Origin of the sequence: Deinococcus radiodurans R1 = ATCC 13939 = DSM 20539 (genome assembly GCF_000008565.1) — a bacterium.
GTDB classification, from domain to species: Bacteria; Deinococcota; Deinococci; order Deinococcales; family Deinococcaceae; genus Deinococcus; species Deinococcus radiodurans.
In genome coordinates, this window is the sequence record NC_001263.1 from 984,664 (window position 1) to 1,002,962 (window position 18,299).

The 18,299-nt window shown below is 65.9% G+C and carries 18 protein-coding genes and 2 pseudogenes; 6 read left to right on the forward strand and 14 right to left on the reverse strand.

Features of this window, described 5'->3' with window-relative positions:
- Positions 1–25 precede the first annotated feature (25 nt).
- Both DR_RS04995 and DR_RS05000 read left to right on the forward strand, forming a co-directional pair.
- Positions 26–649 (forward strand): integrin alpha, encoded by a 624-nt coding sequence (locus DR_RS04995; protein ID WP_027479670.1) that lies wholly within the window; start codon positions 26–28, stop codon positions 647–649.
- 112 nt (positions 650–761) lie between these two features.
- Complete coding sequence (locus DR_RS05000; protein WP_010887613.1) at positions 762–1,502, forward strand: methylenetetrahydrofolate reductase; 741 nt, start codon at positions 762–764, stop codon at positions 1,500–1,502.
- 155 nt (positions 1,503–1,657) lie between these two features.
- Here DR_RS05000 and DR_RS05005 read toward each other — a convergent pair whose 3' ends face one another.
- The 3 genes from DR_RS05005 to DR_RS05015 form a co-directional block, all read right to left on the reverse strand.
- The gene (locus DR_RS05005; RefSeq protein WP_010887614.1) at positions 1,658–2,944 is read right to left on the reverse strand and encodes a DUF4139 domain-containing protein; all 1,287 of its coding nucleotides are present in this window, start codon (positions 2,942–2,944) and stop codon (positions 1,658–1,660) included.
- Positions 2,945–3,057: 113 nt separating this feature from the next.
- The gene (locus DR_RS05010; RefSeq protein WP_010887615.1) at positions 3,058–4,011 is read right to left on the reverse strand and encodes an electron transfer flavoprotein subunit alpha/FixB family protein; all 954 of its coding nucleotides are present in this window, start codon (positions 4,009–4,011) and stop codon (positions 3,058–3,060) included.
- Positions 4,011–4,772, reverse strand: a complete 762-nt coding sequence (locus DR_RS05015) for an electron transfer flavoprotein subunit beta/FixA family protein (RefSeq protein WP_010887616.1) — start codon at positions 4,770–4,772, stop codon at positions 4,011–4,013. The genes DR_RS05010 and DR_RS05015 overlap by 1 nt, the downstream gene beginning before the upstream one ends.
- A gap of 316 nt (positions 4,773–5,088) precedes the next feature.
- On the opposite strand from DR_RS05015, the gene DR_RS05020 reads away from it, so the two are divergent.
- Positions 5,089–5,784 (forward strand): hypothetical protein, encoded by a 696-nt coding sequence (locus DR_RS05020; RefSeq protein WP_010887617.1) that lies wholly within the window; start codon positions 5,089–5,091, stop codon positions 5,782–5,784.
- Here the strand turns inward: DR_RS05020 and DR_RS05025 are convergent.
- Positions 5,781–6,188, reverse strand: coding sequence for a carboxymuconolactone decarboxylase family protein (locus DR_RS05025; protein ID WP_010887618.1), 408 nt, complete (start codon positions 6,186–6,188; stop codon positions 5,781–5,783). The genes DR_RS05020 and DR_RS05025 overlap by 4 nt on opposite strands.
- Positions 6,189–6,256: 68 nt before the next feature.
- Here DR_RS05025 and DR_RS05030 point away from each other — a divergent pair, with 68 nt between their 5' ends.
- Positions 6,257–6,814 (forward strand): ATP-binding protein, encoded by a 558-nt coding sequence (locus DR_RS05030; protein ID WP_197480501.1) that lies wholly within the window; start codon positions 6,257–6,259, stop codon positions 6,812–6,814.
- Positions 6,815–6,818: 4 nt separating this feature from the next.
- Here DR_RS05030 and DR_RS05035 read toward each other — a convergent pair whose 3' ends face one another.
- Together DR_RS05035 and prfA are read right to left on the reverse strand one after the other, a co-directional pair.
- A complete protein-coding gene (locus DR_RS05035) occupies positions 6,819–7,322 on the reverse strand; it encodes an NUDIX hydrolase (protein ID WP_010887620.1) in 504 nt (167 codons plus the stop codon).
- Entirely contained in the window at positions 7,309–8,427 is a 1,119-nt protein-coding gene (gene prfA, locus DR_RS05040) for a peptide chain release factor 1 (protein WP_034349619.1), read from the reverse strand. The genes DR_RS05035 and prfA overlap by 14 nt, the downstream gene beginning before the upstream one ends.
- A gap of 330 nt (positions 8,428–8,757) precedes the next feature.
- Between prfA and pckA the strand changes: the two genes are divergently transcribed.
- Positions 8,758–10,158: a phosphoenolpyruvate carboxykinase (ATP) gene (pckA, locus tag DR_RS05045; protein WP_234944679.1), complete on the forward strand. Its 1,401-nt coding sequence runs from the start codon at positions 8,758–8,760 to the stop codon at positions 10,156–10,158.
- On the opposite strand, the gene tnpB is transcribed toward pckA, so the two are convergent.
- Both tnpB and tnpA read right to left on the reverse strand, forming a co-directional pair.
- Positions 10,097–11,323 carry an IS200/IS605 family element RNA-guided endonuclease TnpB gene (gene tnpB, locus DR_RS05050; RefSeq protein ID WP_010887311.1) on the reverse strand — a complete coding sequence of 409 codons (1,227 nt, stop codon included), beginning with the start codon at positions 11,321–11,323 and terminating at the stop codon, positions 10,097–10,099. The genes pckA and tnpB overlap by 62 nt on opposite strands.
- Positions 11,310–11,732, reverse strand: coding sequence for an IS200/IS605-like element ISDra2 family transposase (gene tnpA / locus DR_RS05055; protein WP_010887312.1), 423 nt, complete (start codon positions 11,730–11,732; stop codon positions 11,310–11,312). The genes tnpB and tnpA overlap by 14 nt, the downstream gene beginning before the upstream one ends.
- 90 nt (positions 11,733–11,822) lie before the next feature.
- Here tnpA and DR_RS05060 point away from each other — a divergent pair.
- A pseudogene (locus DR_RS05060) lies at positions 11,823–12,799 on the forward strand (Glu/Leu/Phe/Val family dehydrogenase); the annotation flags it as partial.
- 168 nt (positions 12,800–12,967) lie between these two features.
- Here DR_RS05060 and DR_RS05065 read toward each other — a convergent pair.
- The 6 genes and pseudogenes from DR_RS05065 to hslO form a co-directional block, all read right to left on the reverse strand.
- Complete coding sequence (locus DR_RS05065; protein ID WP_010887624.1) at positions 12,968–14,002, reverse strand: GGDEF domain-containing protein; 1,035 nt, start codon at positions 14,000–14,002, stop codon at positions 12,968–12,970.
- Positions 14,003–14,074: 72 nt separating this feature from the next.
- On the reverse strand, positions 14,075–14,686 hold the full coding sequence (locus DR_RS05070; protein WP_010887625.1) for a site-2 protease family protein: 612 nt from the start codon (positions 14,684–14,686) through the stop codon (positions 14,075–14,077).
- Between the two features lie 49 nt (positions 14,687–14,735).
- Positions 14,736–15,860 carry a CCA tRNA nucleotidyltransferase gene (locus tag DR_RS05075; RefSeq protein ID WP_010887626.1) on the reverse strand — a complete coding sequence of 375 codons (1,125 nt, stop codon included), beginning with the start codon at positions 15,858–15,860 and terminating at the stop codon, positions 14,736–14,738.
- Positions 15,860–16,114 (reverse strand): PDZ domain-containing protein, encoded by a 255-nt coding sequence (locus DR_RS16685; RefSeq protein ID WP_234944680.1) that lies wholly within the window; start codon positions 16,112–16,114, stop codon positions 15,860–15,862. The genes DR_RS05075 and DR_RS16685 overlap by 1 nt, the downstream gene beginning before the upstream one ends.
- Before the next feature lie 8 nt (positions 16,115–16,122).
- Positions 16,123–17,120 (reverse strand): annotated as a pseudogene (locus DR_RS17230) (S1C family serine protease).
- Positions 17,121–17,211: 91 nt separating this feature from the next.
- Positions 17,212–18,093: an Hsp33 family molecular chaperone HslO gene (hslO, locus tag DR_RS05085; protein WP_027479663.1), complete on the reverse strand. Its 882-nt coding sequence runs from the start codon at positions 18,091–18,093 to the stop codon at positions 17,212–17,214.
- Between the last annotated feature and the right edge of the window lie 206 nt (positions 18,094–18,299).

The following is an 18,299-nucleotide window of genomic DNA, read 5'->3' on the forward strand; positions in this document are numbered from 1 at the left end:
CCCACGCAAGGTGTACCCTGCGGCCATGAAAAAGTGGATGGTGCTGGTGGCCTGTTTCAGCGGCCTGGCGGGAGCGTCGCGGGTCGTGATGGACACCCGGCTCTCTCCTCAGCCCACTTACGTCTCCGACGCCCAGACCACGCGGGTGCTGCGCGACACCTTCGCGCCCGGAAACGTGCCGGGGTGCCGCGACGCGCGGGTGACGGACGAGACACCGGGCGCTTTTACCCGTCGCGGAGCGCGGCAAACGGCCTACCTCGTCCACGTCTGCGGCAACAGCCGGCTGGTCATCTACGAGGGAGGGCGCATCGTCAAGTCGCTGAGCAATATCGGCGACGCCATCGGCAACATCGGGGACATCAATGGGGACGGCGTGGACGACCTGTTGTTTCTGGCGAAGTTCTATGGGCATGGCTCGAACACTGTGCAGGACGCCAGCCTGGTGACTTTGGCGGGCGGCAAATTCCGCACGCTGTTCGATTTGCCCGAAGCCGCCGTCGACGAGTGCAGCAGTGCCAATGCTTACACCCTGGCTTACCGGGTCACGGTGCAACCGGGGACACGACCGGTGTTGACGCTCAATCACTATCAGGGCGACTGTGTGGCCGGCGCCCGGCTGTTCGAAACCAAGACGGTCACGCTTCACTAAGACAGGGGACACCTCAGCGCCGTTCGGCTGAAGTAAGCCAGCTCAGGTTTGATGGGGACGGGGGCACAGCTAGCGGTACACTCCTCAACTTGACGGGCACTGGAGTGTACCAATGACTCGCATTTCCCTCGAACTCGTGCCGCGCTCGCGCTCCAAGCTGCGCGCCGAACTCGCGCTGGTCGCCGAGCAGTTTCCCGGCGTGGACACGGTCAACATCCCCGACCTGACGCGCTTTTCCACCCGCTCGTGGGAGGGCTGCGCCTTCGCCCCGGCCCCCTTGCGGGCCATTCCCCACGTCCGGGCGATTGACCTCAACCCGCGTGAGCCCCTGCCGATGACCGGGGCGTTTCTGGCACACGGGATTCAGGAGGTGCTGGTCGTGACCGGCGACGCCCCGGCGGATATGTCGCACCGGGTCTACAACGTGGACGCCGAGCAGGCCATTCGCCGTTTCCGGGCCGAGCTGCCGCACGTCAAGGTGTACGCGGGCCTCGACCCCTACCGCCAGAGCTTCGCCGCCGAGCGCGACTATCTGGAGCGCAAGCTCGACGCCGGAGCCGCCGGGTTTTTCACCCAGCCGTTTTTCGACATGCGGCTGGTCGAGGCTTACGCCGACATCGTGCCGGAGGGCGCCGAGGTCTGGTGGGGTGCGACCACCGTCACCGAGGAAGGCAGCCTGAACTACTGGCAGACCCGCAACCGCGCCGTGTTTCCGCGTTCCTTCGAGCTGACGATGGACTGGGACCGCCAGTTCGCCGCCCAGCTTCTGGGGTTCGCCCGCGAGCGCGGCCAGCACGCCTATTTCATGCCGGTGAAGACGAGCGTGGAGGCGTACCTGAGCGGGATTCTTTAAAGCATTTGATGGAGTGAGGTTTCATTGGCGTTGGTCTCGACGCCCCCTCACCCCTTGCTGCGCAAGGCCCTCTCCCACAAGGGTAGAGGGTCAAAAACAGATAAGGAAAGGCAGAAACCGCTCGGGCTTCTGCCTTGTCTATCAACTCCTAACTATCAACCGTTGTCCACAATCACCGTAAAGCTCCGGCTGACCTTGCCCCCGGCGGGCACGTCCACCTTCAGCGTCGCAGTGCCCTGGTTCTGCACGGGCGCGGCGCTGTCGATGATGACGCGGCGCCCGCCCACCCGCTCAGTGATTTCGGCCCGGACGGCGCGGGTCTTGCTGCTCTCGAAGGCGTAGGTGACCTTGTAGGTCGTCTTGGTCACGTTGCCCTTGTCGTTCTTGACCTGGGTGACGGTCTGCACCGTGCGGGTGTAATGCACGTCGGGGTCGTCGCCCAGGCTGAATTCGACTTTGCCCCCCTTGCGGGTATCGCTGATGTTCGTCTGCCCCACGATGCGGCCTTCCTCGCGCACGGTGATGGGTCCAGCGGGCAGGCGGTCGTCCGCCGTGAAGCGGTAAAAACGGTTGAGAGTGCCGTCCTGGGTGCCGGTGTTGAAGTAAGTCTCCAGGCCCACGTAGCGCTCGAAATTGGTCAGCTTGGGCGTCAGGAAAGGCAGCGTCACCACACTGTTGGCGGGCAGCGTGAAGGCGCTGCTGAGCGTGTATTTGTACAGCCCGCGCAGGTCGCCGCCGCTCTGAATCTTGGGCGCGGGGGCAGCAGCTACCTCACTACGTGCCGCAAAGCCCATAGCAACGGGCGTCGGGTAGCTGTCGCCCTGCACGTTCACGTCCCCGGCGTACAGCTCGGTGTTTTTCACGTCGTAGGGCTGATCGGTGGTGTTGCGGATGTCGGCCAGTGCGGAGAGTTGTGCCCCCGCGTCGCTGGCTTTCAGTGTGTAGCGCGGCGTCCAGCTCACCGAACGGGTCAGGTAACTCAGGGTGCCGCTGCCCGGCGCCTTCAGGTCGAACACCAGCGTCCGCGAAGGGCTCAGCGGGTTGGCGGGGGGCAACACGTCGAATTGCAGGTCCTCGTACCGCACGGTGAAGTATTTGCCGCCCGCGTCCTTTACCAGCAGGTCACGGGCGCGCACCAGCGTCACCGGCTCGGTCTTGCCGCCGTCGCGCTTGAGGTACACCGTTTTGCCTTCCAGGCCGCTCAGCCAGTTGGCCTCCAGCTTCTGCACGGCGCTGTTAAAGCTCAGGCCTTCGAGGTCCAGGCTGCCCTGAATCACGCCGTCCCAGGCTTCCTGCGGCAGCGCGACGGTCAGCGTGTTGCTGCCGCTGCTCACGCTCTCGCGCACTTCGGTAAAGCTAGGGTAGATGCGGATATCGGTGGCTGCCGCGTGGGACAGCAGAGCGCCGCCTAAAGCCAGTGCAAGAGGAAACAGTTTTTTCATTCGACCATCGTGCGCCGCTCACGTTTGCAAGGGATGAGACAGGGGGTCAGAAAGGCGTCAAGCGGCTACAAAAAAAAGCTCCCCACCGTGGGGGAGCCGGGAAGAGGAAAAGCTCAGCGCTGCTTGGCCGCTTCAATCAGCGCGGGCACGATCTGGTTCACGTCGCCCACGATGCCGTAGTCGGCGACCTTGAAGATGGGGGCTTCGGCATCCTTGTTGATGGCGACGATGTTCTTGGACTTGCCCATGCCCGAGAGGTGCTGCACCGCGCCGCTCACGCCCAGCGCGATGTAGGCCTTGGGCTGCACGGTCTTGCCGGTTTGACCCACCTGCTCGGCGTAGGGGCGCCAGCCGGCGTCCACCACCGCGCGGGTCGCGCCCACGCCAGCGCCGATTTCGTCGGCGAGGCCTTCGACCATGGAGGCGAAGTTCTCGGGGCTGCCCACGCCGCGTCCGCCGGTCACGATCACGTCGGCTTCGGTCAGGGCCACGCGGCTGCTCTTTTCCACGCTCTTGCCGGTGACTTCCACGCGGGGAGCGGGCAGGTCGAGGTCCACATCGTACTGCTCACCCGTCGCGCCGGTCGGCTGCGCGGGGTTGAAGGAACCGGGCTTCACGGTCACGACGACCACGGCGCCTTCGCCTTCCACGGTTTCAGTCACGCGGGCGAGGTAGGTGTAACGCTGCGCCTGCACGGCGTTGCCGTTGCTGCTGAGCTTGATGGCGTCTTCGAGGTAAGGCGCGTCGAGCTTGACGGCCACGCGGGGAGCGTACTCGCGGCCCGAGCGGCTGCCGCCGATGATGACGAGGTCGGCTTCGCCTTCCTGCGCGATCTGCGCCGTGGCAGCGGCCCAGACTTCGGCGGTGTACTGCGCCAGCCCCGCCGCGTCGCCCACCAGCACTTGGTCGGCGTACTGCGCGGCTTCGTTGGCGACTTCGGCCACGCCCTGGCCCATGACCAGCAGCGTGACGGGGCCTTCGCGGCCCGACTCACGGGCGGCGGTCACCATTTCGAGGGTGGACTTGGCGAGCTTGGCGCCGTTGTGTTCGGCAACGATCAGAATCATCAGGCGATCACCTTCGCTTCATTGCGCAGGAGGTTGAGCAGTTCGGCGGCGGCGGCCTGCGGGTCCTTGCCGTCGATCATCTTGTTCAGGCGGGCGCGGGTCTGGATCTCGGCGTTCACGGTGCGCACGCGGGGCTGCACGCCGTAGGTGTCGAGGCTGTCCTTGCGCAGCTCCTTCTTCTTGGCCTTCATGATGTTGGGCAGCGTGGGGTAACGCGGCTCGTTCAGGCCCTGCTGGGTGGTGACCACCGCGGGCAGGGGAGCGCGGAAGCTCTCATTGCCTTCGTCCACGTCGTGACGGCCCGTCACGCTGTCGCCCTCGACCTTCAGTTCGTTGGTCCAGGTGAGTTGCGGCCAGCCGAGGCGCTCGGCGGTGGCGGCGCCCAGGGCCTGCGAGTCCCAGTCAGCTTCTTGCCCGCCGACCAGAATCAGACCGGCGTTCTCGGCCTGCGCGACCTGCGCGACAATCTTGCTGAGGCTCACCGCGTCGATCTTCTCATCGGTTTCCACGTGAATGGCGCGGTCCACACCCATCGCCAGGGCGGTGCGCAGGGCATCTTCGTTGCGCTGCGGGCCGACGGCCAGGGCGATGATGGTGTCCACGGGAGCGCCGCCTTCACGCAGTCTCAGGGCTTCTTCCACGCCGTACTCGTCCATGCCGTCGACCACCAGGGTCGCGCCTTCGAGGTCCACACCGCTGCCGGCCACTTTCACGCGGGCTTCGGCGTCGGGCACCTGCCGTACCAGAGTCAGAATATTCATGCGTCTCCCTCCACTTCACCATGCTGCCGGTCGGGGCAGCTGAATGTTGACTTGCTTACCGGCTTGCCGGACTCGCCACACAAGTTTGTACTCGGTACAAGTTAGCGTGTGAGGCTCAGATTTTCCACCACTTCCAGCACCCCCTATATTACTGCGCCGGGCATTAGGGGGTAGGGTGATGGCTTACCCAATCCTGTCTCTGGCACCGTACTCAGTCGCCCTGGCACCCGGAGCTGACCGCCAGCTTTCCGTTGCCTCAAGGCGAACTCAAGCGCCTGATGAGAAGGGCTCATAGAAAAAGTGGACAGTAACAGGCATGAAGAAGTTCCTTGCTCTGTCCACCACCGCCCTGCTCGCCACCGCTGCCGCGCAGACCACCGTCGTCGTGCAGCCCTCGTCCAGCCTGGGCCTGCGCGGTCTGGAATTCGGCGTGCTCGGCGGCTACGCGGGCGGCCTGAACGGTGAAGTCTTTGTCCACGCGCCGAACGTGGCTGGCCCGGTGGGCGTCAAGCTCAGCGCCTCGCAGACCTCCGCCAGCGACGCCCTGCGCGACGACGTGAGCGTCAACTCGACCCTGGGCCTGGGCACCTTCGGCAGCTATAAGCAGCAGGGCCTGGCGACCGAAAGCGGCAGCCACAGCACCTACGCCCTCGACGGCACCTACAACCTGGGCCAGGTCGGACGCGGCGTGGACCTGACCGCCTACGCGGGCGGGCGCTACGGCACCTTCAGCGCCACCGAAACCTACGCGGGCGACGCCGCCCTCTCGCAGACCACCCGCACCAGCGCGTTCGGCGTGGGCGCCGGCGCCATGCTCGGCTACCGCATCAGCGACCGTGCCAGCCTGATCGGCGACCTCGGCGTGGACCAGTACTTCAACGGCGCCATCACCAACGGCACCGACGCGGGCACCTACCAGACCGGTGAAGCCGGCTACAACGATGTGCGTGCCCGTTTCGCCTTCCCCGGCACCGTGTTCAAGGCCAAGGTGGGCGTCAAGTTCAACTTCTAAGCGCTTTCCTCTGAACGACTCCCCGGCTCCGGCTGGGGGGTTTTCTTTTGGCGTTCGAGCAGGCTTTGGAGCTGGCTGAACGCCGCCACCGTGCGTGGAAATCCGAGGTAGGGGACACACAGCAGCAGGGCTTCGCGAACCTCCTGCTCTGTCGCTCCGGCGCGCAGGGCACCGCGCAGGTGGGTCTTGAGCTCGTCGGGGCTGCCGAGCGAGACGAGCAGCACGCTGGCGAGCAGTTCCTTCGTCTTGAGGTCGAGGCCGGGCCGTTCGTACACCGTGTCGTAGGCGAAGTCGCGGATATACGCCATCAGGTCGGGGTCGAGCGCGGCGAGCCGGTCGAGGATGCGCTCCTCCTGCGCGCCGAAAATGGCTTGCCGGGCGGTGGTGGGGGCGTCGTCGGACATGGAGACAGCATGGCAGGCCCGCGCCTCGCTGACCCCGTATGCTGCCTGCGCCCATGACCCGCCGCTCTGTGCCTAGGCCACGCCGCCTGCATGTCCTGGGGGCTTCGGGAGCGGGAACGACGACGCTGGGACGGGATCTGGCCGCCGCATTGCAGCTCGGGCACTTCGAGACAGACGACTTCTTCTGGGCCCCGTCCGACCCGCCTTACCACGTTAAACGGGCACCCGAACAGCGCCTGAGCCTGCTTCGTGAAGCGTTAGTGGACGGCGATGGCTGGGTGCTCAGCGGCTCGCTGTGTGGCTGGGGCGACCCGCTGATGGCGGAGTTCGACGCGGTTATCTTCGTGACGTTGCCGACTCCGTTGCGGCTCGAGCGCACCCGCCAGCGCGAACGGGCGCGGTTCGGCGCGCAACTCGACGAAGGCGGCGCCATGCACCGGCGGCAGCTGGACTTCATGGCATGGTCGGCCGGTGACGACGACCCGGCGTCCAGCGTGGGCCGCAGCCGCCTGGTTCATGAAGCGTGGCTGGCGCGGCTTTCGTGCCCTGTCGTGCGGGTGGACAACGCCGGAACGCAGGCAGACACACTGGGCGAGGTGCTGGCCCGGCTGTCTGCCCTGCCTTGAAACGCTAGCGGTCCTTGACCACCGGCTTGAGCGTCGGAATGCGCAGCCCGCCGCGCCCGTCCCAGCCCTTGAAGGCATAGAAGCGGCCCGGCTCGCCCGTGTTGAGGTAATCGGCGAGCGGCTCACGCATGGGCGGCGAGTCGAGTTTGTCGAGCGCCTCGTCCACCGTGCAAAAGCGGGCCTCGACAATGAACCCGTCGGGGTCGGCGGGGTTGAGCAGCCCTTCCCAGGTGGCCTCGAAGGCGACAGCGATGGCGCGTTCGCCCCGGCGCTCGTCTTCGATATGCACCGTGTAGGCCATGTGCTTGATGCCGGTGAGTTTCAGCCCGGTTTCCTCGTAGATTTCGCGGTAGAGCGCCTCGGGGAGCGTTTCGCCGTGTTCGACCACGCCGCCGGGAAGGGTGTGGCGCACCCGCCCGTGCCCCTGCCAGTCGTTGCCGACGAGCAGCACCCGCCCAAAGCGGTCGCGCAGGATGCCTGCCGCGACCAGCAGATCACGCCGCCCCATGCTGGTCCTCGGCGCCTTCTTGCGACATGGCGAGCAGTTGCTCTTCTCTCTGGGCGCGGGCCAGGGCCGACACCACCGGAGCGAGCCCCCCGGCCATTACCGCGTCGAGTGGATGGTTCTTGTCTTCACCCTCCAGGCGGTGGTCGGTCACGCGGTTTTGCGGGTAGTTGTAGGTGCGGATTTTTTCCGAACGGTCGCCGCTGCCCACCTGCGAGGCGCGTTCCTGGCGTTCCTGCGCCTCGCGCGCGGCGCGCTCCCGTTCGGCGAGCCGGGCAGTGAGCACTTGCAGCGCCTTTTCACGGTTCTTGATCTGCGAGCGCCCGTCCTGACAGATCACCATGATTTCGTCGGGAGTCCCGGCGCGGTACACGGCCCGGACCGCCGAGTCGGTGGTGTTCACGCCCTGCCCGCCCGCGCCCTGCGAGCGGAATACGTCGATGCGGACCTCGGACAGGTCGAGGTTGACCTCGCCGGGTTCGGCCTCGGGCAGCACGGCGACGGTGGCGGTGGAGGTGTGGATGCGCCCCTGCGACTCGGTGGCAGGCACGCGCTGCACCCGGTGAACGCCGCGTTCCCACTTCAGGGCGCGAAAGGCGAAGTCGCCAGTCACTTCGGCCACGACTTTGCTCGCGCCGCCCAGGTCACTCTCGGCCGCGTCGAGGACGTTGAGCTTGAGGTTCAGCCCCGCCGCGTAGCGTTCGTACATCCGCAGCAGGTCCATCACGAACAGCCCCGCCTCGGCGCCGCCCGCTCCGGCGCGCAGTTCCAGAATCACGTCCTTGCCGTCGTCGGGGTCGGTGGGAAGCAGCAGCACTTCGAGTTCGGCTTCGATTTCGGCCAGTCGCGCCTGTAGGCCGCCGACCTCGAGCTGCGCCAATTCCTTCATGTCAGGGTCGCGCATGTCGGGGTCTTGCAGCAGTTCGCGGGCGCCGCTCAGGTCCGCTTCCGCCTGCTCGCGCTCGCGCACCAGCGTGACGAGCGGCAGCAGCTCGCGGTGACGGCGGGTCAGCCGGGCATACTCGCGGCCATCGGCCAGCGCCTGCGGGTCACCCAGGCGGCGCTCGACGAGGCCGAATTCGGACACCAGTTCGTTGAGGCGGCTCATGTTCGCCACTGGGTCAGCCGTAGGGTCGGCCCCTGACGGCTTTTTTGCATGGGGGTGGTCACAGGAAACATGCCGGGTAGTCTAGCGCCCCGGTTCCACCCTTCTCGGGCATGGCAAACGAAAGGTCAGCAGGCCGCTTATCCCGCGCCCCCCACAAGCCGCGCCGGGAATTTGTGTCATCTGCGCGGCGATACGACCCGCGCTGGGAGGCCACTGCCCGCATGTTTGGTGTTTCTGGACGGGTAACGAGCGGCCCTTGTGTTGGAAGCGGTTCCTGCGGCACTATCTCGGAGTCTAACCACAGCCGTGACTTCTCTTTTCGGAGGCCTTATGACCACTGCTCAACCCGATGCTCAACCCGGCGCCCAGCCGATTGCCGACCTGGGCCTCAAGCCCGGCCAACTGCACCTCAACCCTGGTGTGGACGACCTCTACGCCCACGCCATTCGCCTCGGTGAAGGAGTGCAGGCCGCCACTGGCCCGCTGACCGTACGGACCAACAAGACGGGCCGCAGCCCCAAAGACCGCTTCATCGTCGAAGACGACCAGACCCGGGAAACCGTGTGGTGGGAAGGCTTCAACCAGCCGATCAGCGCCGAAGTCTTTGACCGACTGCTGGACAAGATGGTGAAGTACGCCGAGGGCCGGGAACTGTTTGTGCAGCAGGTCTTCGCCGGCACCGATGCCGAGCACCGCATCCCCGTGCGGATGATCACCGAAATGGCGTACCACTCGCTGTTTATCCGCAACATGTTCGTGCGCCCCACCGCCGAGGAACTCCAGAACTTCCAGGCCGAGTGGACGGTGCTCAACATCCCGTCGTTCAAGGCCGACCCGGCGGTGGACGGCACCCGCACCGACACCTTTATCCTGGTCAACTTCAGCAAGAAGATGATCATCGCGGGCGGCACCCAGTACGCCGGCGAGAACAAGAAGGGCATCTTCGGCGTCCTGAACTACCTGCTGCCCGCCAAGGGCATCATGCCGATGCATTGCTCGGCCAACGTGGGCGAGGACGGCGACGTGGCGCTGTTCTTCGGCCTGAGCGGCACCGGCAAGACCACCCTGAGCGCCGACCCCGGCCGCAAGTTGATCGGTGATGACGAGCACGGCTGGACCGACACCGGCGTCTTCAACTTCGAGGGCGGCTGCTACGCCAAGGTCATCAACCTGAGCGCCGAGGCCGAGCCCGCTATTTACCAGACCACCCGCAACTACGGCACCGTGCTGGAAAACGTGGTGCTCGACGAGAGCGGCACCCCCGACCTCGACGACGGCTCGCTGACTGAAAACACCCGCAGCGCCTACCCCATCGAGCAGATCGCCAACATCCAGCCCGGCAGCGTGGGCGGCATTCCCAAGAACGTGGTGTTCCTGACCGCCGACGCGTTCGGCGTGTTGCCCCCGCTTTCGCGCCTGACCCCCGAGCAGATGATGTACCAGTTCATCTCGGGCTTCACCGCCAAGATTCCTGGCACCGAAGAAGGCGTGACTGACCCCACCCCGACCTTCAGCACCTGCTTCGGCGCGCCCTTCATGCCCCGTCACCCCGGCGAATATGCCCGGCTCCTGGCGCAGAAGGTCGAAGAAAGCGGCGCGAAGGTGTGGCTCGTCAACACCGGCTGGACCGGCGGCAAGTACGGCGAAGGCCACCGCATGAGCTTGAACCTCACACGACTAAAGTCGCGTGATTCTCACTTCGCAGACCATTGCCCGCCGAAGCAGGTCTGACATAGCCTCCATGAGCGTTTAAGGTGTCTGAGATTCCCGCAGCCACCAACGCTTCACGCCGAATGTTCAGCGCAGCGTTCTCGTCTCGGTCATGGGTTTCCCCACAGTTCGGGCAAGTCCATGTACGGACGGCAAGATTCTTCACTTCGGGATTCTTGAATCCGCAGTCATGACACAACTGGCTAGATGGAAAGTAGGGGCTGACTTTAGATACCAGTCGCCCGTACCACGCTGCCTTGTATTCCAACTGCCGGATGAACTCACCCCAGCCCGCATCACTGATGCTCAGTGCAAGGCGGCGATTTTTCCGCATGTTGTCGGGTTTAAGGTGTTCGGTTCCGATGATTTCGTACTCACGCACCAGGGAGGTGGTGAGCTTGTGAAGGAAATCCTGACGCTTATTGACAATGCGCTTGTGAATCCGAGCCAGCTTGGTTTTCGCTTTCCCGTAACGTGCGCTGCCCTTCTTCCGTCTGGACAGGGTTTGCTGAGCTTTACGAAGTCTTTTCAGGGTGGAGCGGTAATATTTCGGATTCTGTTCATGCTTAAACCTCACGCCATCGGTCACGATGGCAAAATCCTTGATGCCGACATCCACACCCGCTGCAAACTTGGGAGCCGCAGGCAGGTAGGGAATCTCGACTTCACAGAGAACGGACGCTTCGTAATGGCCTTCGTGAATACGGCGCACAGTGACATTCAGAATCTTCCCTTGAATATCCTGCTGGCCCTTGGTTTTCACCCATCCCAGCTTAGGAAGTTTGAGCCTACCTTCCCCAATTTGGATGTTGTTGTTGGTGAATTGAGTCCGGTAGGACTCTCCCGTGCGCTTCTTTCTGAAACGTGGGAATCCTACCTTTTTACCGGACTGCTTCACAGTCCGAAAGAAGTTCTTGTACGCGGTCTCAAGGTTTTTCAGCGAGTTCTGCAAAGCAAACTTATCTACTTCCGAGAGCCAGGAGGTTTCTTCAGCCTGCTTCAGAAGGGTCAGTTCGCTACTCGTTTGCCCGTAGGTCAGTCCCTTCCCGCTTTCCTTGTAGGCCGCAATGCGACGGGCAAGGAAGTGGTTGTAGACGAACCTTGCGCTACCCAGCGTGCGGTTAATCAGTTCAGTCTGAGCCGCATTTGGGTACAGCCTGACCACGAAAGCCTTATTCCTTATCATGCTGGCTCTCTATGTATTTCTGAATCTGAGCGCGGGTGTTTTCAGAAACAGTCAGGATGCAATACGACGGGTTCCAGAGATTGCCGCCCCACAGCTTTTCTTTCAACTGCGGGTAGGCCACGAACATCCGACGTGCGGAAGCGCCTTTCAGCGCCTTCACGAAGTCGGGGATGGCTTGCTGTGGGGTTGCGCTTAGCAGGAGGTGAACGTGGTCAGGCATGACTTCCATCGTGATGACTTCCAGCCCGTTCTGAGCGGCAATGTCACGCAGGATGTCTTTCAGTCCATCAGCAACCTCACCCACCAACACCTGATGACGGTATTTCACGCACCAGATGAGGTGGTATTCAAGCTGATAGACGTAACCCCGGCCTTTCTTCATCTCAAGGGGAAGAATAACATATGTCATCTGGAAAAGCTAGAGGCTTCCGCTTTTCATCGCCCTTTTCAGGGCGAGAGGGGCTAACTCATGACTGAAGTCACGAGTGTGCGCCCCTCAAGCATCAAGAACGCCGCCGTCAACCTGCCCTACGGCGGCGGCAAGGGCGGCATCCGCATTGACCCGCGCAAGTACAGCCAGGGCGAACTCGAGCGCGTCACCCGCCGCTACACCACCGAAATCGGCCTGATTATCGGGCCGGAAAAGGACATCCCCGCGCCCGACGTGAACACTGGCCCGCAGACGATGGCCTGGATGATGGACACCTACTCCATGAACGTGGGCCGCACCGCGACGGGCGTGGTGACCGGCAAGCCGGTGTCGCTCGGTGGCTCGCTGGGCCGCGCCGACGCCACCGGACGCGGCGTGTTCGTGACCGGCGCCGAGGCGATGAAAAAGCTCGGGATGCCGCTCGAAGGCGCCCGCATCGCTGTGCAGGGCTTCGGCAATGTGGGTGAGGCCGCCGCCCGCATCTTCCACCAGCACGGCGCCAAGATCGTTGCCATTCAGGACGTGACCGGCACCATTCACAGCGCGGCGGGCATCGACCCCGGCAAGGCGCTCGCGCACCTGCGGCAGACCGGCAAGATCACCGGGCTCGAAGGCAGCGAGGAAATGCAGAAGGACGACTTCTGGAGCGTGGACTGCGACGTGCTGATTCCGGCGGCGCTCGAAAAGCAGATCACCCTGCAAAACGCCGACAAGATCAGGGCGCGGCTCGTCGTCGAGGGCGCCAACGGCCCCACCATTCCCGCCGCCGACGACCTGCTGGCGCAAAAGGGCGTGACCGTGGTGCCCGACGTGCTCGCCAACGCGGGCGGCGTGAGCGTGTCGTACTTCGAGTGGGTGCAGGACTTCTCCAGCTTCTTCTGGACCGAAGATGAAATCAACGAGCGCCTCGACCGCATCATGCGCGAAGCCTTCCAGAGCCTCTGGGACGTGAAGGAACAGCACGGCGTAACGCTGCGGACGGCGGTGTACATCGTCGCCTGTACCCGCGTCCTCGAAGCGCGGGCGTGCGCGGGCTGTATCCGTAAATCCACACGCGAAAAGGGCCGCTTCCTCGACGGGGCGGCCCTTTTTGTTGGTTGCTGGGGTGCGTTCAGGACATTCGACAGAAAAAGACACCCTCCNCCCYTGTTCGCAAGGCCCTCTCCCATCAAGGTAAAGGGTCAAAGACAGAACAGATCATTCTGTCAAATGCTCTAAGTCAGCGCCGGCACCACATGCATCACCCGGTTGCGCCCGGCGCGTTTGGCGGCGAGCAGGGCGGCGTCCACCTCGCTGAAGATGCCGGGCAACTGCTCGGGCACCGTGTACTGGCCCAGCCCGGCGCTGAGGGTGACGTGGGCGCCCCCGGCAAAACTGCGCACCTGCACTTCCTGCCGCACGCTGTCGAGGAGGTCTTCGGCCTCTGGGGGAAACAGGCCGGGCAGCAGCAGGGCAAATTCCTCGCCGCCCCAGCGGTACGCCGAGCCCCCGGCGGGCAGGTGGTCGAGCAGCACGTCGGCCACGCCGCGCAGCACCCGGTCGCCCGCCATATGGCCGTGATGGTCGTTGATCGCCTTGAAGTGGTCGAGGTCGAGCAGCGCGAGGGTGCCGCCCTGCACCGTTTGCCGCACCGCCTGATCGAAGGCGCGGCGGTTGAACAGCCCGGTCAGCGGGTCGCGCTGGGCGTCGTGCGCGCTGCGGCGGGCCTGACGCTGAAGCCGAATCGCTTGCTGGCCGAACAGAGCACCCACCAGACAGATGAGCAGCATGATGACCGCCAGCCCCGGCTCGTTGCCGGTGGGCCGCGCCCACTGCCCCACCAGCAGACTCGACAGCCCGGCGAGCAGCAAGGTCAGCCCCTGCCCGACCCGGGGGTGGTCCACGAACAGGAAACTCCACGCCAGGCTGGTGATGGGCCCGGCGAGCAGCAAAATCGCAAACGCCGAGCGGTTGCCTACGTGCGCCTGCGGCAGCCAGAACTGCCAGAGGTTGAGTGCTGCGAGCAACAGCAGGTGCAGGCCCGTCAGCGCCAGGCGCACGCTCCATTCCAGCCGGGGCGGAATCCAGGGGTAGGCCAGCCCCACCAGCAGCGGCAGACACAGCGGCAGGACAATCAGATAATTGGGATGCATGTACAGCGACGTGCTCCAGAGGGCCGTCACCGCCAGCAGGGGAGCCAGCAGCTGGAAATAGAGCCCGGTAAAACTCGTTGGCACAGGCGGGGGACCGGAGACAGCGGCAGGCGACATTGATTTCACTGTGTCGGCACCCCTCCTGCGGGAGTCTTACGTGGGCGAAAAATAAAGTTCAAGCGAAGTCGCTCAGGCCCCGACGAGTCGCAAGACCCAGTCCTGCACCTGCCCGATCAAGCTGCCGATGGGCCCGCGCAGGGCGTAGATGAAGATCATCACGATGACGAAGGAAAAGGGCTGCGCCTCGAACTGCGCCAGGCTGCGGCCCAGCGAGGGGACCAGCGCCCCCAGAATCCGGCTGCCGTCGAGCAGCGGAATCGGCAGCAGGTTGAAGACCGCCAGCACCACGTTGACGCCCAGCACGGTGCTCAGGATGACTTCGAGCAGCGGCGAGTATGGCAAGGCGGCGGCCAGCAGGGCACACACCAACGCGATCAGCAGGTTGCTCAGCGGCCCGGCGGCGGTGGCCCACAGCGTGCCCCAGCGCCCCAGGTTGCGCGGGTTGATCGGCACCGGGCGGGCGAACCCGAAGCCGGCGACCAGCAGCAGCAGCGTGCCGAGCGGGTCGAGATGCCGGAAAGGATTGAGCGACACCCGCCCGGCGCGGCGCGCTGTGGGGTCGCCCAGCCGGTCCGCGACGAAGGCGTGCGCGAACTCGTGCACCGTCAGCGACAGCACGAGGGCCAGCGCCACGATGATGAACGCCAGGGGACTTTGTTGCAGCAGGGAAATCAGACCCATATCCGACCCATTGTAGAGGCCGGCAGATGAGGCGCCGGGGTCAGGGGGCTCAGGTCGCCTTGGGGTTTGCGCCGAGGTAGGCCCGCAGCGCCGTGCGTTCCTCGTCCGCCGAGCGCACCGCACCGCTTTGCCGCAGCCCCGCGAGGTGCGCCAGGGCGCGGCCCACTGCCGGCCCCGGCGCCACCCCCAGCGCCACGACTTCGCGTCCGGTCAGCGGCAGGTAACTCTCGGGGCGCAGCAACCCGCGCAACTGCAATTCCGGCGTGCCCGGTGCGAAATAGCTGTCCGACAGCGCCCGCGCCAATAGCGCGGCGGGCCGCTCGCCCAGGGCCATCCGCTCGGCGAGGGCTGCGGCGTCAGGAGCTGCCGACAGAACCGCCGCCGCGTAGGTGCCGGGTTGAACCGGCGTGCCCGCATTCTGCTGTACATCGAGGGCTTCGAGCAGCGGCAGCCCCGGCAAGAGCGTCCCCGCCCCCCACCCGTCCAGCACGCGGGCTGCCTGCCCCGGACGCGGCTCGGCGAGCAGCAGCTTTAGTTCGGCCCACAGGCGGGGGGTGTCATCGGCCAGCGCCAGCGCATCCGGCACTTGCGCGAGCAACTCCGGCGCCGGGTGCAGCTCCAGCCGCGCGGCGAGCCGGGCCGCCCGCACCAGTCGGCTGGCGTCCTCGTGCAAGGAGCGGTCATGCAGCGGCCTCAGCTCGCGCCGTTCCAGGTCACGCAGTCCGCCCACCACGTCGAGCAGCTCGGGGGCGCCGTCCTCCCGCAGCCGCAGCGCCAGCGCATTGAGGCCGAAGTCGCGGCGGCGCAGGTCGTCGTGCAGGGTGCCGGGCAGCGGCTCGGGATTACGTCCCGGCTGCGGGTAGTGCTCGCGCCGCGCCCGGACGAGGTCGGCTCCGCGTCCGTCCGGCAGTGTCAGGGTGGCGTTCTCGAAAGCTGGATGGAAGACGAACGGCAGCCCACTCGCCAGCGCCAGCGCCTCCACCCCCTGACCGTCCTGCCCCGCCACCACGATGTCGAGGTCGAGCGGCGTCTGCCCCAGCAGGGCGTCGCGCACGGCCCCGCCGACCAGCGCGAGTTCGGTGTCCGGCCCGGCCCGGCGCGATAGGTCGTTGAGCCAGGCCCGGTCCTGCGGCTGCAACTGCGCCCAGACCTGCTCGCCGTCTGGGGTCGCCATTACTGAAAGGCCGACTCGTCGAGGGTGAGCGTCACGTCACGGGTTTTCCCGCCGCGCACCACCTTGAGCGCCACCTGGTCGCCCACCTTCTTGTCGAGCAGCACCGCCTGCAAGTCTTCGAGCGCGTCCACCGGCTGTCCGGCAGCCTCTACGATCACGTCGCCGCCGAGCTGAATGCGGCCCCCACCGGGGAAATCCTGGGGCGCGCCGCCGCCTTGCAGGCCCGCGCGGGCCGCCGGGCTGCCGGGCGCCACGCCGCCGATCAGCAGGCCGGTGTCGGGCAGCCCCGCCGCCCGTTTGCCTGCGGGTCGAGCATCCCCAGCCCCAGCGCGAGCACGCCGCTGCGCCCCTGCACCAGGATGCCCGGCTGCAAGCCCACCCGGGGTGCGGAGACGAGCCCGCCGCTCGCCGCCTGCAAGCGCGGCAGCAGGTTTCTGGCCGTGTTGATGGGAATGGCGAAGCCCACCCCCGCGCTCTGCGCCGCGCCCGCCTGACCGCTCGGCGAGTAGATCTGGGTGTTGATGCCGATCACCCGCCCGTCGCTCCCCAGCAGCGGCCCGCCCGAGTTGCCGGGATTGATGGCCGCGTCGGTCTGAATCGCCCGCTGGGTGATGCCCTCGCCACCCGTCGAAAAACCAATGGGAATCTGACGCGAGGTCGCGCTCACGATGCCTTCAGACACGCTGAATTCCAGGCCGAAGGGGCGCCCATCGCCACCGTCTTCTGGCCCACCGCCAGCCGGTCGCTGTCGCCCAGCGGAATGGGCCGGATGTCACGCGGGCTCAGGTCGTGGGCGCGCAGCAGCGCGAGGTCGTACTGCGGAGCCAGCCCAATGACCTCGGCGTCCACCGTCTTCGTCGAGCCGAGCAGCCGAATCTGAATGCGGTCCGCCGCGCCGCCGTTCGTCCCGGCGACCACGTGGTAGTTGGTCAGGATGTCGCCCGCCGCGTTCACGAAAAAGCCGCTGCCCACCCCGCGCTGCACCTCGCTTTGCGGCGCGCCCATCATCCAGCCGAAGGGGTCCTGGCTCGTGACCCGCGCCTCGGTGGAGATGTAGACCAGCCCCGGCTCGTATTTCTGCACGATTTCGATGGTGTTCTGCTCGTTTTGCAGCCGCGCGCCCGCTTCTGCGGCGGGCGCGGTGGCGGGCGCCGGCGCCGGGTTGCGGGCCGACCCCAGCGGCACCTGGTCCCGCAGCAGGGTCGCGCCCAACCCCAGTCCCACCAGCACGAGAATGACGCCCCAGGCCTTCGACTTCATAGGGGCATTGTGCCACCGGGGGCGCGGGACGGACAGGCACGAAAAAGCGGGGCCGGGATGAATCTCCCAGCCTCCGCTTTGACTGCCTGAGTTAGGCTTCCGCGCGCGCCTCGCCCTCGTCGAGCGCTGCGATTTCCTCGGGGGTCAGGTGGTACTTCTCGCTGCACCAGTGGCACAGCACTTCCTGACCGCCCTCGTCGATCATTTCCTGACGTTCCTCGGCGCCGAAGAACTTGAGGCTGTCAATCGCCTTTTCGCGCGAGCAGCGGCACGAGAAGTGGGCGGGCTGCGCGTCGGTGGCGAGTTGCAGGTCGAGGCCCGCCGCCGCCTGCTGCATGGCGCCGAGCAGCCCCCCGTTGCGGAGTTGGTCGGTCAGCATTCCCATGGCGGCGATGTTGGCTTCGAGTTTCGCCAGCGTTTCGTCGGTCACGCCGGGCATCGCCTGAATCAGCAGCCCACCCGCGTTGGCGACCCGGCCCCCTTCCTCGTACACGCCGAGCAGCACGGCGTTGGGAATCTGTTCGGAAGCCCCCAGGTAACGGCTCACGTCCTCGGCGATTTCGCCGCTTTGCAGCCGCACGCTGCCGGTGTAGGGTTCGCCGTTGTCGAGCAGCCGGGTCACGGCGAGTTCGCCGTCCGTGCCCACGATGCCGCGCACGTCGAGTTTGCCGTCGCTTTCACGCGGGGGCAGGTCGGCCTCGGGTTGCCGGACGTAGCCACGCAGCCGCCCGTCGGTGCTGCCTTCGGCCACGATCCAGCCCACCGGCCCGCCGCCGTCCACCCGCACTGTCACCCGCGAGTCGGTGCGCTTGCCCAGCACCACCGCCAGCAGCGCCGAAGCGGCCATGGTGCGCCCGAGCGCCGCCGTCGCCGTCTTGCTGAGATTGTGGCGCCGCCGCGCTTCCTCGACCACCTTCGACGCCTCAATGCCCACCAGGCGCAACGTGCCGCCCGCCGCCGTGCCGCGCAGCATGAACGACTCGGGCAGCGGCAGGTCGGCGTAGGCCGACTGGGCAGCGGCTTGTTGATTCTGGACAGCGGATTCGGTCATCAGGAAACTTTACATGACGAGACTCAAGTGAGATGTGGACGGGATTGCATTCGTGGCGTGTCTCAGCGGGTGCCTGACCGCTCTCTGAGGGGGCCAAGCACGTCACATTACGAGTTTTGTTAGGCCTC

Bases quoted from the DNA above. Each gene is read 5' to 3' on its own strand.
- DR_RS04995 (WP_027479670.1), top strand. From the start codon at position 26: ATGAAAAAGTGGATGGTGCTGGTGGCCTGTTTCAGCGGCCTGGCGGGA.
- DR_RS05000 (WP_010887613.1), top strand. From the start codon at position 762: ATGACTCGCATTTCCCTCGAACTCGTGCCGCGCTCGCGCTCCAAGCTG.
- DR_RS05005 (WP_010887614.1), bottom strand. From the start codon at position 2,944: ATGAAAAAACTGTTTCCTCTTGCACTGGCTTTAGGCGGCGCTCTGCTG.
- DR_RS05010 (WP_010887615.1), bottom strand. From the start codon at position 4,011: ATGATTCTGATCGTTGCCGAACACAACGGCGCCAAGCTCGCCAAGTCC.
- DR_RS05015 (WP_010887616.1), bottom strand. From the start codon at position 4,772: ATGAATATTCTGACTCTGGTACGGCAGGTGCCCGACGCCGAAGCCCGC.
- DR_RS05020 (WP_010887617.1), top strand. From the start codon at position 5,089: ATGAAGAAGTTCCTTGCTCTGTCCACCACCGCCCTGCTCGCCACCGCT.
- DR_RS05025 (WP_010887618.1), bottom strand. From the start codon at position 6,188: ATGTCCGACGACGCCCCCACCACCGCCCGGCAAGCCATTTTCGGCGCG.
- DR_RS05035 (WP_010887620.1), bottom strand. From the start codon at position 7,322: ATGGGGCGGCGTGATCTGCTGGTCGCGGCAGGCATCCTGCGCGACCGC.
- prfA (WP_034349619.1), bottom strand. From the start codon at position 8,427: ATGAGCCGCCTCAACGAACTGGTGTCCGAATTCGGCCTCGTCGAGCGC.
- pckA (WP_234944679.1), top strand. From the start codon at position 8,758: ATGACCACTGCTCAACCCGATGCTCAACCCGGCGCCCAGCCGATTGCC.
- tnpB (WP_010887311.1), bottom strand. From the start codon at position 11,323: ATGATAAGGAATAAGGCTTTCGTGGTCAGGCTGTACCCAAATGCGGCT.
- tnpA (WP_010887312.1), bottom strand. From the start codon at position 11,732: ATGACATATGTTATTCTTCCCCTTGAGATGAAGAAAGGCCGGGGTTAC.
- DR_RS05065 (WP_010887624.1), bottom strand. From the start codon at position 14,002: ATGTCGCCTGCCGCTGTCTCCGGTCCCCCGCCTGTGCCAACGAGTTTT.
- DR_RS05070 (WP_010887625.1), bottom strand. From the start codon at position 14,686: ATGGGTCTGATTTCCCTGCTGCAACAAAGTCCCCTGGCGTTCATCATC.
- DR_RS05075 (WP_010887626.1), bottom strand. From the start codon at position 15,860: ATGGCGACCCCAGACGGCGAGCAGGTCTGGGCGCAGTTGCAGCCGCAG.
- hslO (WP_027479663.1), bottom strand. From the start codon at position 18,093: ATGCTGCGCGGCACGGCGGCGGGCGGCACGTTGCGCCTGGTGGGCATT.